This window comes from Sphaerisporangium fuscum, from assembly GCF_018531465.1.
In the GTDB taxonomy this organism is placed as follows: Bacteria; Actinomycetota; Actinomycetes; order Streptosporangiales; family Streptosporangiaceae; genus Sphaerisporangium; species Sphaerisporangium fuscum.
In genome coordinates this window covers 39928-52298 of record NZ_JAHDTF010000003.1, presented here as the reverse complement: position 1 = coordinate 52298, position 12371 = coordinate 39928, and the positions used below count along the sequence as shown (strand labels likewise).

Annotated in this window: 11 protein-coding genes and 1 pseudogene; 7 read left to right on the top strand and 5 right to left on the bottom strand. The window is 71.6% G+C overall.

Annotated features, from left to right (window positions below):
* Positions 1-26: 26 nt before the first annotated feature.
* The 4 genes from KIK05_RS03160 to KIK05_RS03145 all read right to left on the bottom strand — a co-directional run bounded on the left by KIK05_RS03160 (position 27) and on the right by KIK05_RS03145 (position 5583).
* Positions 27-1616: a PucR family transcriptional regulator gene (locus KIK05_RS03160; protein ID WP_214408991.1), complete on the bottom strand. Its 1590-nt coding sequence runs from the start codon at positions 1614-1616 to the stop codon at positions 27-29.
* Positions 1617-1792: 176 nt separating this feature from the next.
* Positions 1793-3352 (bottom strand): serine hydrolase domain-containing protein, encoded by a 1560-nt coding sequence (locus KIK05_RS03155; protein WP_214408990.1) that lies wholly within the window; start codon positions 3350-3352, stop codon positions 1793-1795.
* Positions 3353-3471: 119 nt separating this feature from the next.
* Positions 3472-4905 carry an MFS transporter gene (locus KIK05_RS03150; RefSeq protein ID WP_214408989.1) on the bottom strand — a complete coding sequence of 478 codons (1434 nt, stop codon included), beginning with the start codon at positions 4903-4905 and terminating at the stop codon, positions 3472-3474.
* 66 nt (positions 4906-4971) lie between these two features.
* The gene (locus KIK05_RS03145) at positions 4972-5583 is read right to left on the bottom strand and encodes a TetR/AcrR family transcriptional regulator (RefSeq protein WP_250562182.1); all 612 of its coding nucleotides are present in this window, start codon (positions 5581-5583) and stop codon (positions 4972-4974) included.
* 69 nt (positions 5584-5652) lie between these two features.
* On the opposite strand from KIK05_RS03145, the gene KIK05_RS03140 reads away from it, so the two are divergent.
* Positions 5653-6969, top strand: coding sequence for a M14 family zinc carboxypeptidase (locus tag KIK05_RS03140; protein WP_214408988.1), 1317 nt, complete (start codon positions 5653-5655; stop codon positions 6967-6969).
* 557 nt (positions 6970-7526) lie between these two features.
* On the top strand, positions 7527-7760 hold the full coding sequence (locus KIK05_RS03135) for a hypothetical protein (RefSeq protein ID WP_214408987.1): 234 nt from the start codon (positions 7527-7529) through the stop codon (positions 7758-7760).
* Between the two features lies 1 nt (position 7761).
* Here the strand turns inward: KIK05_RS03135 and KIK05_RS03130 are convergent, their stop codons facing one another.
* Positions 7762-8451, bottom strand: coding sequence for a hypothetical protein (locus KIK05_RS03130; protein ID WP_214408986.1), 690 nt, complete (start codon positions 8449-8451; stop codon positions 7762-7764).
* A 499-nt stretch (positions 8452-8950) separates the two neighbouring features.
* Between KIK05_RS03130 and KIK05_RS48675 the strand changes: the two genes are divergently transcribed.
* From KIK05_RS48675 to KIK05_RS46540, 5 genes and pseudogenes are all read left to right on the top strand, one after another.
* Positions 8951-9415 (top strand): RNA polymerase sigma factor, encoded by a 465-nt coding sequence (locus tag KIK05_RS48675; RefSeq protein WP_308249712.1) that lies wholly within the window; start codon positions 8951-8953, stop codon positions 9413-9415.
* Positions 9412-10035 (top strand): methylated-DNA--[protein]-cysteine S-methyltransferase, encoded by a 624-nt coding sequence (locus KIK05_RS03120; protein WP_214408984.1) that lies wholly within the window; start codon positions 9412-9414, stop codon positions 10033-10035. Before KIK05_RS48675 ends, KIK05_RS03120 begins: the two co-directional genes overlap by 4 nt.
* Positions 10032-11093 (top strand): 2OG-Fe(II) oxygenase, encoded by a 1062-nt coding sequence (locus KIK05_RS03115; protein ID WP_250562181.1) that lies wholly within the window; start codon positions 10032-10034, stop codon positions 11091-11093. Before KIK05_RS03120 ends, KIK05_RS03115 begins: the two co-directional genes overlap by 4 nt.
* 35 nt (positions 11094-11128) lie before the next feature.
* Positions 11129-11578, top strand: a pseudogene (locus KIK05_RS49375) (hypothetical protein); the annotation flags it as partial.
* A 267-nt stretch (positions 11579-11845) separates the two neighbouring features.
* Positions 11846-12304 (top strand): type 1 periplasmic-binding domain-containing protein, encoded by a 459-nt coding sequence (locus KIK05_RS46540; RefSeq protein WP_308249711.1) that lies wholly within the window; start codon positions 11846-11848, stop codon positions 12302-12304.
* Positions 12305-12371: the final 67 nt, after the last annotated feature.

The window sequence follows — 12371 nt, the reverse complement described above, 5'->3', positions numbered from 1 at the left end:
CGGGGCGTTGGCGTGCAAGCCGAACTTCACTCGCCGTTGTTTGTGCCGGACGCCCGGATCTCGCCCAGCCGGAGCTGGAGACCGAGGACGAGCCGGACGTCGGGGTCGTCGAGCGGGATCAGCTCACCGATGCGACGCAGCCGGTACCGGAGCGTGTTGGGGTGCAGCGACAGCGTCTCGGCCGCCCGCGGCACGTCGTAGTGGGCGGCCAGCCAGACGCGCAGGCTGTGCACGTAGTCGGTGCCGTGCCTGGCGTCGTGCTCGGCCACCAGGGACAGCGGCTCGCCCGTCAGCGTCCCGCCGGACCGCATCGAGGCCGCCGCGTCCATCAGGAACAGCGCCGCCGCCAGCTCCTCGTGCAGGCCCACCCCGCCGCCCGCGAACGGCCCGCACATCGCCCGCAGGGCCTCGTCGGCCTGCCTGGCGCTGACCGGGACCTGCGCGATCGAGGCCGCGGTCCGGCCGATGCCGGCCCGCCATTGGCCGCCGAGGCGGTGGGTGATCTGGCCGAGGGTGTCGGCGGTGATGCGTCGCAGTAGCGGTGTCCCGGTGCCGGTGGCCACGACGGCGTAGGTCCTGCCGTCCACCGCGCCGACGGCGGCCCTGACCCGGTAGGCGGCGTAGGCGGTGCGCAGGAGGTCTCCGGCGTGGGTGGCGGCGAAGACGTCGCCGCGTGTCCTGGCTTCCCTGGTGCCGACCGCCACGACCGCGACCGCCTCCTTCGGATGCAGGCCGAAGAAGGCGGCCGGCTCGTCGACGGGGCCGGCGCCTCGCAGGAGCCGGCCCAGCCACTCGTTCCTGGTCCTGCGGGCCTCGTCGGCGGCCAGGCTGATGCGTGCCAGGTGCGGGGCGGCGGTGATGGCCGCCTCGGCGAGCACGGTGGCGGCGTCCGAGGCGAGCGGCTCGTCGGCCTGGATGGCCCAGATCGTGCCGAGCGCCTCCCCGCCGGCGCGTACCGCGATGGCGAGTCTCGGCAGGTACTCGCGGGGCTCGAAGCTCCAGACCGCCTCGTCCGAGCGCAGGACGGCCGAGTACTCCTCGGCGTGCGTCGGGTGCTCGGGGACGCGCCTGCCGAGAATGCCCTCCCTGCGCAGTTCGTCGATGCGCTGGCCGCCGATGGTGGAGTAGGCCAGCACGCGCATGGCGAGGTCCTCGATGGCCACGGCGCCGCCGACGCGGGCGGCGACCTGGTTGGCCAGCGCGAACAGGTCGCCCGCCTGGACGCCGCCGCCCAGGTCGGCCGCCGGGGCGACGAGCGCGAGCAGGGCGTCGACCAGCGCGTACAGCTGCCCCCACGACAGCCCGGGCGCGGCGGCCAGCAGGGCCACACCCGCGCCCTTCGCCGCCGCGGTCAGCTCGGCGGCGTCGCCGAGGCCGGCTCGCACCACGACCGCGGTGGCGCCCGCCTCGGCCATGCGTTCCAGCAGGGACGCCTCCGGCGTGCCGGTGGCCAGCAGCAGCGCTCCGTCGAAATCGCTCATGGGCTCGTCCGAGCCGTAGATGACGGGCGCGCCCACCATGGCCTGGCGGCCGGAGGGCAGGCACAGCGCGGACACCGTCTTCTCGCCGAGGCTGTCGAGCAGCACGCCGAGCGCCACCCGGCCCCGTGCGCTCACGCGGCGTCCCTCGGCTGGCGTCCTTCTTCCCGGCGTAGCAGGTTTCCGTGCCCGCCGCCGTCGAGGAGCAGCGCGCTCGTCGCGGGCTCGGCGGGCACGGTCGCCGATTTCATGGAACCACCTCGAAGAACGGTCGGGGGGATGGCCGGACGCTGGAAGCCGGGTTCACTGACGTTCTAGACCAGGCCAGGAGGGATGCCGACGGCCTTGGTGCCCTCGGGCTGGGTGGCGAAGCGCATGCCGCGCAGGCCGAAGCCGCTGAGCAGCAGGTCGCCGTTCTCGTCGATGCGGAAGGTGAAGTGCCCCGCTCGCCACGTTCCCGCGGGCGCGGGCACGACGGGGCATTGGAGGGTAAGTCCGACGCGCAGCACCTCTTTCCGGACGACGGCGAGCACGCCCAGCTCGTCGTTCAGCCAGACGCCCTCCGGCATGGGGTCCCCGCCTGGCGGGTCGCAGGAAACGAAGGCGGACGGCCACCGGATCGACCCTTCGTGGCCCAGCAGCAGCCGCCCGTCCTCCAGCGCGAGCCAGACTCCTGCCGCGCCTCCCTGCCCGTGCCAGCGGCCGTCGGCGCCGAGCGCGAGCACGGCGTTGTGGAGGGAGCCGGTCATGGAGAGTCCGCCGTCCTCGCCGGGTTCGAGGGTGAAGGTGGCCTCGCTCGCCGGATCACGCCAGTGCCCGAGCAGCGCGGTCCTCGCCGATTCGCCCGCGGCCGCGCCGGCGAGGGCGGACCGGGTCTCCGGGGCCTGGCCGGTGAGGGCGCGGGCCAGGCGCAGGCTGATGCCGACCGGGTCCAGGGCGCTCTGGTTGGTCAGCACGGCCACGCCGAGGCCGGGCTCCGGCAGGTACAGCAGGTTGCCGACGTAGCCGTGCATGCCTCCCGCGTGGCCGTAGGCGCTCAGCTCTCCGACCGCGATGTGGCAGATCCCGCGCGCGTACGGCAGCACGGAGCCGTCGGCGAGCACCGTCCGCTCCAGCAGTGTCTCGCGCAGGTCGGCGCCAAGCACACGGCCGTCGGCCAGGAAGCCGAACCAGGGGGCGAGATCGGCGACGCTGGTCACCACGCCGCCGTCGCCGACCGCGCTCTCCTGGGTGTCGGCCCTGGTGCCGGCGCCGGTGTAGCCGTAGGCCATGCGGGGCAGCGGGACGGAGGCGTCGTCGCGGAACTCGGTGTCGTGCATGCCGAGCGGGTGGAAGATCCGGTCGCGGGCGAACTCGGCCAGTGACCGCCCGGTGACCCGCCTGACCACGACGGCGGCCAGGACGTAGCCGGTGTTGGAGTAGGAGAACTCGGTGCCCGGCTCGAACGTGGTCCTGCGGATGCCCGTCAGGATCTTCATCAGCTGCTCCTCGTCCAGCATCTGGAAGGGGACGCCCGTGATGGCCTGGAGGCCGTACCACTCCGGCAGGCCTCCGGTGTGCCGGAGGCACTGGTCGATCGTGACGGGCACCTCGAGTCGCAGCTCGGGGATGTGGGTCCGGACGTCGTCCGACAGGCTCAGCCTGCCGTCCCGGTCCAGCAGCGACAGGCATGCGGCGGTGAACTGCTTGCTGATGGAGGCGATGTCGAATCGGGTGCGGGCGTCGATAGGGACGCCGAACTCGACCGTGGCCACGCCCCTGGCCGAGGTGCGCAGCGCCTGACCGTCGGCGTAGACGCCGGCCGCCAGGCCCGCTGTGTCCTCGCGGACCTCGGTGAGGGCGCCGAGGACGCGTTCCACCTGCTCAAGATCCATGTGTCCTCCAATATCGGGATCCTCGTGCGCGAACTGTTCGGCCTCAGCGGCGAACCTGCGCCCGCTCCGGTTGGCGTACGGGCCGGAGGCAGGCCTGCCGGGCACGCCGGGGCGACCCGTCACAGGCTTTCACCGGACTGTACGGCGGGCTTCGTCCTCAGGACCGAAGCTTCGCTTCCGCCTCGGGCCTCGCGCACAGCGGAGGGGATCACGAAGGCGGCGCCGACGGCGAGCAGGCCGAGCGCCGCCGACAGCAGGTAGGTGTCCACGAAGCCGCCCTCGGTTGGCACTCCGGCCACCGCGCCGGAGGCCAGCACCATGGCGCCGAGCTGCGCCCCGAAGGTGCCGCCGATGCTCTTGGCGACGAAGACCACGCCGCTGACCCCGGCCGCCCGGCCCGCGGGCACGTCGCCGGCCACGGCGTTGAGCCCGGCGGTGAGGCCGATGGAGCCGCCCAGCCCCATGATCGTCACCCCGGCCACGATCTGCCACGGCGAGGAGTGCCACAGGGCGAGCTCGGCGGTGCCGGCGCAGACGAGCGCGCTGCCGAGCACCAGCACGGCACGCCGCCCGAGCAGCCTGGTCATCGGTCCGACCAGCGGCGCGACCACGGTGCCCGCGACGCCCATCGGGAACATGTAGATGCCGATCCACAGGGTGTCCGCCCCCAGGCCGTACCCGGTCTCGACGGGCGCTGCCAGCATCATCGGCAGAGCGACCACGAGCCCGAAGGAGGCGAAGCCGAACACGACGCCCATCGCCGTCACACCGGCCGGGGTGCGGCCGGCCAGCAGCCGCAGGTCCACCAGCGGGTCGTCGACGCGCAGCTCGATGACCGTCCACAAACCCAGCGTCAGCGCGGCGGCCGCGAACAGGGCGAGGGTGGCAGGAGCCGTCCAGCCCCAGCCGGAGGCGGCGGTCAGGCCCAGCATGAGCAGGGCGAGGCCGCCGCCGAGCAGCAGGCCGCCCGCCCAGTCGACGCGTCCGGCGCTCTGGTGAGGCGTGACCGGCACCGCGTACCAGGCCCACAGCCAGGCCACCGCCGCACCGGCCACGGCCAGCAGGAACAGCCACCGGTAGCCGAGCGCGGAGCTGATCGGCCCGGCGAGGACGAGGCCGAGCGCGCTGGCCAGGGCGGCGACGCCGATGACCAGGCCGTTGCCGGTGGCGGCCCGTTCGGGTTCGAGGGTGTCGCGGAACAGCCCCACGGTCAGGGGCAGCATGCCCAGCCAGACGCCTTCGACCGCCATGCCCACGATCAGCAGGGTGACGCTGGGCGCCAGGGCGGCGAGGAGGACCCCGGCGCCGGCGATCGCCATCAGCGCGAGCAGCAGCCGGCGTTTGTCGTACATGTCGGCCAGGCGGCCGACGACGGGAGTGCTGATCGCCGAGCTGATCAGCGAGCCGGTGAAGATCCAGGCGAGCGCGCCCGGAGAGGCCGCCAGGTCCCGCTGGATGAGCGGGAGCGCCGGCGAGAGTGTCATCTCCATGGTCTGGAGTACGCCGATGAACAACACCGGCGCGCCGATGATGCCGAATCCGGATCTGGACATGGTCGTGCCTTTCTGGGGGTGGGGTGACGTGTGGCCGCGTGGTCCCCCCGAACCCTCGGCCGTGATCTAGGCCGGGCCCAGCACCGCCGGCCTGATCAGGGCCTGGGCGGTCTCCACGAAGAACTCCTCGGAGGCGTCGTGCACGCCGAGCACGACGCCCTGTCCGAGCCCGGACAGCAGGGCCTTCAGCGCGCGGGCCAGGCGCAGCGCCTGTCTGTCCGTGACAGCGGCTCCCTCGTGCTCGCGGCCGGCGAACAGCGCGGCGAGCTCGACCTCGGTCGATCTGATCGAGGCGTTGAGCTTGCCGAGCAGCTCCGGGTCGTGGAGCACGAGGTCGAGCACGCGGGCCTCGAACAGCAGCTTCCCGGTGGCCTGCGGGTCGGCCGAGATGCGCAGGAACCTGCGGGCGACCTCGGCCACGGCCTCTTCCAGCCGCACGCCGAACTCGGCGGCCTCGGCCGAACGCAGGTCGAGCGGCCCGACGTAGTCGTCGACCATGGCGACCATCAGCTCGTTCTTGCCGCCGAACAGCGAGTAGATCGCGCCGGTGGTCAGACCGGCCAGGTCGGCGATGTCCTCCAGCTTCGCCTTGGCCCCGTCCCGGCCGACGACCTCGCGTGCCGCCTCGATCAGCGCGCGCTTGTTGGCCGCCTTGCTTTCGGCTCTGGTCAGCCGCATGACATCTCCTGCATGCCGTCAAAATAATCTGATTTACTAGAATAATCCAGATTATCAGGAGGCCGAAAGATGGACGTCGCCCACCACATGAGCCGGGTGCCCGACTACGCCGCGTTCCCCACGGTGGACCAGATGCATGCCGAGCTCGACGACCTCGCCACCGCCCACCCCGACCTCGTACGGTTGCGCCGCATCGGCACCTCGCGCCTCGGCGAGCCGCTGCGCGTCGCGACCATCGGCTCCGGCCCCCACGACGCCGTGATCATCGGCGGCCCCCACCCCAACGAGCCCATCGGCGCGCTCACCGTCAGCGCGCTGCTGCGCCGGCTCGTCGAGGACGCCGGCCTGCGCGAGGGGTTCGGCTACCGCTGGCACCTCATCCCCTGCGTCGACCCCGACGGCGCCCGGCTCAACGAGGGCTGGTACACCCGGCCCAGCGACCGCCGCGCCTACGCAGAGCACTTCTACCGTCCCGCCGAGGCCGACCAGGTCGAATGGACCTTCCCGCTGACCGGCGAGGACTACTTCTTTGACCGCACCCTGCCGGAGACCGAGGCGCTGATGCGCCTGATGGACGAGGTCAGGCCCGCCTTCGTCTACTCCCTCCACAACGGCGAGCTCCAAGGCGCGTTCTACTACCTCAGCAAGGACGACCCCGCGCTCGCCGCTCGCCTGGCCGCCATCGCGACCGCCGAGGGCCTGCCCCTGCACATGGGGCCGCCCGAGGTGCCGAGCGCCGTCCCGATCGGTCCCGCCGCCTACATGACCCCGAGAGGCGCCAAGCTCGCCGCCACCTACGGCATCGGCGGCGGCAGCGTCGACTACGCCGACCGCTTCGGCGCCCTGCACCTGGTCACCGAGCTGCCCTACTGGGCCGACCCCCGCGTCGCCGACCAGTCTCCCACCGGCCAGAAGTACGGCGAATCGATCAGTGCCGGCCTCGCGGCGCAACGCGACCTGATCGCCGAGCTGGCGCGATCCCTGGCCGCCGTCAGCGCCGACCTGACCGTCCGATCTCCCTTCCGCCGCGCTCTTGAGGACTTCGTCCGCTCCTACGACGAGTTCATCGGCGAGTGGGAAGGCCTGCCCGGCACCGACCGGCCCGCAACCGTGGCCGAGGTGGTCGGCAACCGGCAGCTCGTGCACAGCATGCGGCTGAGGTACTGCGGGACCTGCCTGCGCATGCTGGACGCCGAGTTCGGCGCGGGCAACCAGACGCCCGCCATCCGCGCCGAACGGGCCCGGCTCGGCGCGCGCTTCGACGAGTGGTTCGCCGAGGCCGAAGCCGAAGCGCTGGGCACGCCGATCCCGCTCCGCTCCCTGGTCGCCGTACAGCTCGGCGCGGCGCTGCTCGCAGCGGAGTCCGCCAAGGGGACCGCCGCCTGAACCGATGCCCGTCACAAGGGCAGAGGGCGGTCGCGGCGGCTCTTGGCGCATAAGGCACGGCCCGGACGGCCTGACGGACCCGGTACGCGGGCCGTCCGGGGCGGAACTCGAGGTGGTGGGCCCTTCGAGTCGCCGGAGAACCCGCAGCATGTACGGCGAGGTGGGAACCGCGAAAGCGGGCCCTGCCGTTGATCGGCCGACATGGTTGTGACCCGGGCACGAGTGAGGCGAGACCCCCGTACTCGCCGGCGGCCGTCTTCGCCGTCCTGTCCGACTTGGAGGGCTATCCGGCTCGGTAGTCGGACGTGCTGGAGGCCCACGTGGACGGACCGCCGCGGGAGGGCGCGGCGGTCGCCCAGGTGAACTGGCCGAACGCCCGGGCGGGTACGCCGGCCCGAACCTTTCCTCTGCAGGCCTGCGGCCCGGCCCCACACCTTCACGGACGGCGTGCACGCGCTGATGGCGACGGTGCCGCCCAAGGACGACAACGGGCTGGTCGTCGGCACACCGCCGCGACCCAGGCCGCCCCGGGACGGGCGTACGCGCTCGGCCCGCCGGTGCTCGGGAGGAGTGCTGTCCACCGCCGTCCGGCGTACGCCGCCGGGATCGTGGCGGCCGTCGTGCGCCGCGCCCCGGAGGCGTCGTACCAGTACGTCGACGGCCGCGTCGGCGCTCTGGCAGGAGTGTCGGCGCCGGAGATCTCGCTCCAGCTCCATCAGGTCGAGCACGCCGCATCGCTCACCGACGCCCTCCGCCTGACCTCGCCGGCGCCGCCTCCCGGGCGTCGGTGATTCAGCGGGTCTGGAAATAGAACCGGTAGTTGCCGCCGTCGTGCAGCATGGCCGCGCGGCCGACGTCGCTGTCGGCGGGGAAATTGGTGAGTTTCAGCTCGGGGACGGAGTTGTAGGAGTACTGGTACTCCGACGCGCCGGCGTTCCACGATCCTTGGGCGATTTGGTCGTTCTCGCCGTAGTGGAAGGCGTAGATGCGGTAGGCCGAGCCGTCGTGCAGCATCGTCCACCGCGACCAGTCGGTGTCGGCGGGGAATCCGGTGACCTTGAGCGTCGGGATGTAGTTGGCGTACGACCACTGGTAGGTCGTGGTGCCGGGGACGTAGACGAACTGGTACAGCACGGTGGGGTCGCCGAGCCGGCGCAGGTAGGCGTGGTAGGCCTCGCCGCTGTGGAGCATCGCGATGCTGCTCGGGTCGGCGTCCGCCGGGGCGTTGGCCAAGGTGAGCACGGGGATGGAGTTGTAGCCGTAGGCGTAGGAGCTGCCGTTCCAGGCGAACTGGTAGAGGGTGTCGCGGCTGCTGCCCTTGAAGGCGTACAGGCGGTAGGCGCTGCCGTCGTGGAGCATGGACCAGCGCCGGAGGTTCGTGTCCGGCGGGGCGCCGGTGATCGGGATATTCGAGATGGAGTTGTAGCCGTACTCGTATTTGTCGCTTCCGGGAACCCACGCGCCTTGATTCAGAGAAGGCATCGATCCTCCATGCCGGATTGAGGTCCTACTGGCTGCGCCATGCGCCAGTAAATCACTTTCATTCGCGCGCGCCAGGGGGTCACCTGAATTTGTTATATGACGCGCTAATCCGGCTTACGGGCGTCCCCAATGAAGGGCGCGCCGAATATCGCGGAACGACTGGTTCTTTTGCGCCACAGGGGAACCGCCTCGGCGGCAGATGATCCTAATTCGTCATGATTTGCGAAGCATCAGAAGGAGCCGCTTTCCGGTCCCCCCACACCCGCCTTCGGATACGGAAACGGCTTCGGAGCCTCGCCGGGCCTCCCTCCCGCCCAGTGGGTGCTTCCCGATCGGCGCCGGGCCGGCGGGACGCCGTACGGCCGGCGCCGGCTTCGCCGGGCAACCCGGTGACCCCTTCGGCGGCACGGGCCGAGCGGCCCGCAAAGAATCTTGGAAACCCACCTCACATCCCGCCCGCCCCAGGCGTTTACCAGATGTGAGACGGCAACCATTCGAAGTGATCGTGGAGAGGCACGGGCCGACAGTCCTGCGCGTGTGCCGCGCGGTGCTCGGTTCCGCGGCCGCCGCCGAGGACGCCTGGTCGGAGACCTTCCTGTCGGCGATGCAGGCGTACCCCGACCTTGATCCCGACGCCAACGTCGAGGCGTGGCTGGTCACGATCGCCCATCGCAAGGCCGTCGACCAGGCGCGGGCACAGTCCCGCCGCCCGATCCCCACCGAGGAGCTGCCGGAGGCGCCGGCCACCGAGGGAGTGCCCGGTGACGGCGAGTCCGACCTGCTGGAGGAGATCAAGGCTCTGCCGCTCAAACAGCGGCAGAGCATCGCTTACCACTATCTGGCAGGCCTGCCCTATGCGGAGGTGGCCGCGATGGTGGGCGGCAGCCCGGAGGCGGCTCGCAAAGCGGCCTCCGACGGCATCGCCGCACTACGCAAGACCTACCGGAAAGGACAGCCCCGATGACGACTCCACTCCGGGACCCTTCTGACGGCGACCTGTTCGCCCCTCTGTCACCGATCGAGGACCACGTCCGCGCCCGGCTGCACGCCCGGCTCGCCGCGGCGGCCGACAAGGCCGGCATCCTCGACGTCGCCTACCGCACGATCGACACCCCCGTCGGCCCGCTGCTGCTGGCCGCCACCGAGCAGGGGCTCGTGCGCGTCGCCTACGCCCGCGAAGGCCACGACAAGGTCTTGGAGCAGCTCGCCGAAGGCGTCAGCCCGAGGGTGCTGCGCGCGCCGGGCCGCCTCGACGACGCCGCGCGTGAGATCGACGAATACTTCGCCGGCCGCCGGCGCCTGTTCGACCTGCCGCTCGACCTCCGTCTCGCCCGAGGCTTCCGCCGCGCCGTCCTGTCCTGCCTGAACGACATCGGGTACGGCAGCACGGCCAGCTACGCCACCGTGGCCGCCGCCGCGGGCAGCCCGAAGGCCGTCCGGGCCGTGGGCACCGCGTGCGCCACCAACCCGCTGCCGGTCGTGGTGCCGTGCCACCGCGTCGTTCGCAGCGACGGCACCATCGGCCAGTACGTCGGCGGCATCGACGCCAAGAAGACCCTGCTCGGCCTGGAGGCAGCAGCATGACCAACGCTGGACGCGAAACGAGCAGCAAGGCCCACACCGGCCCTGAGACGAGCAGCGACACCAACACCGAACCTGGAACGGACACCAAGACCAAAACCAAACCTGGAACCAACAGCAACACCGACACCGGGCCTGAAGAGAGCAGCAAGACCAGCGCCGGGCTTGGAGGGATTGGAGGGAGCAGCATGGCCGGCCCGGCAGGCGGACACCGCGCCCCCGCTCCCGCCCCCGCCTACCCGGCAGCCGAGCGCCGTCCCGCGTCGGCTTCCAGCCAGGTAGCCGTGGCGGAGGCGCTGCCCCTGGAGTCGGCGGATGCGACGGCGACGGCGGGGTCGGAGCTCGATCTGACGGTCGATCCCGCCGCCCGGGTGGGCCACGTCGACTGGGGAGCGGTCAGGCGAGAGGTGGACGCCTACGGCTGCGGGCTGACGCCCCGCATCCTCACTCCGGAGGAATGCCTGGGCATCGCGGAGCTGTACGACGAGGTGGGGCGCTTCCGTTCCACGATCGACATGGCGCGCTACCGGTTCGGCTCTGGGCAATACCGCTACTTCGCCCGGCCGTTTCCCGAGCTGGTGCAGCAACTGCGGCAGGCGTTCTACCCGCACCTGCTGCCCATCGCGCGTGACTGGGCGGCCAAACTCGGCCGCCCGGCCCCCTGGCCTGACGAGCTGGACGACTGGCTCGACATGTGCCACGCGGCGGGGCAGCCCAAGCCCACGCCGATCCTGCTGCGCTACCGGGCGGGCGACTGGAACGCCCTGCACCGCGACCTGTACGGCGACCTGGTGTTCCCGCTGCAAGTGGTGATCGGGCTGAACGAGCCGGGGGCCGACCACACGGGCGGGGAGTTCCTGCTGGTCGAACAGCGGCCGCGGGCGCAGTCCCGCGGCACCTCGACCCTGCTCCCCCAGGGTCACGCCTTGGTGTTCACCACGCGCGACCGCCCTGTCCCCTCGGCACGAGGCTGGTCGGCGGCCCCGGTGCGCCACGGGGTCAGCACCATCCGTTCAGGCGTCCGGCACACCCTCGGCCTCGTCTTCCACGACGCCGCATAAGCCGGACACGCACGGTGCGCGACAAGGGAGGCGCAATGGGACCCATCGATGCATCGGGAGTCCCCCTCCCGACGGCTGCCGGCGACACCGACACAACGCCGCCCCTGCCCACCACAGCCCCCACCCGTGAACCAACGCATCAAACCCACCCAGCAGGCGACGGAGCAACTGCCGGCGACACCGAGACGATGCCATCCCTGCCCACCACAGCCCCCACCCCTGAACCAACGCATCAAACCCACCCAGCAGGCGACGGAGCAACTGCCGGCGGGCTCGCCGGTCCGTACACCTTGGTCGGCGCCGACGGACGCCCTCATGCCAGCCTCACGCCCGGCACTCTGGGCGGCAACCGGCGGGGGCGTCTGTACGGGCGGCTCGACTGCCCGTCGGCCCTGCGGGCGCTGGCAAGGGGAGGTTACTCCGCCAACCGGGTCTTCTTCGCAGACGAGCCCACCGCCATCGCAGCCGGATACCGCCCGTGCGCCGTCTGCCTACCCGCCGACTACGCCACCTGGAGGGCCCAGGCAACGTCCCGACATTCTCCTGACGGAGAAGACACCCCTGCGAACAGCAGGGACCGAGCGACGCCCCGACCATCTTCTGATGGGGAGGACGTACGAACTTCTGACGGGGAGGACGTACGAACCCAAGCGACGCTCCGGCAATCCTCAGGTGAGGAAGACGCACATGCGAGCAGAAGGCCCCTAGAGATGCCTCGAATCCGTCATCACGGGCAGGACGCCGAGTGTGAGGTGGCATCCCTGGTGGAGCTGCTCCTCACCACGCGGCCGAGGATCGAGGTGGTGACGGTCGGCCATGGGCGTGACGAGACGTCAAAGGCCGCGGCGGCGCGGTTCATCCGCACCTGGGAAGAGTACGGCGGAACCATTCTGGCGGTCGTCGATTGGCCTGAGGAAGCCGCCTCGTGGCTACGTCAGGCCCGGCGCTTCGCCGCCGGAACGCCGGACGCATGGGTGGTCGCCGCCGCCCCGCCCGGCTGGCTGCAGATGAGCCGGCGCCTACGCCGCAGCACGTCCTGGGATCCCGCCCGCACGTTCGGCCTGTCCGGTCTGGGTGACGTACGGGTCCTGGAGCAGGCCGGCCCCGGGACCTTGGAGGGCATGCGCGGCCCAGCTCGCGACGGCACCACCTGGCGCATGGGCCGCAACCTGATCACCTACAATCCTCCAGGCGAGCCGACGTGGACCTGACCATGCCGTCTGCCGCAAAGGTCCACCAGGCTCCTGATGCGCCCGCCCTCCACCAGGGCTCATGTCA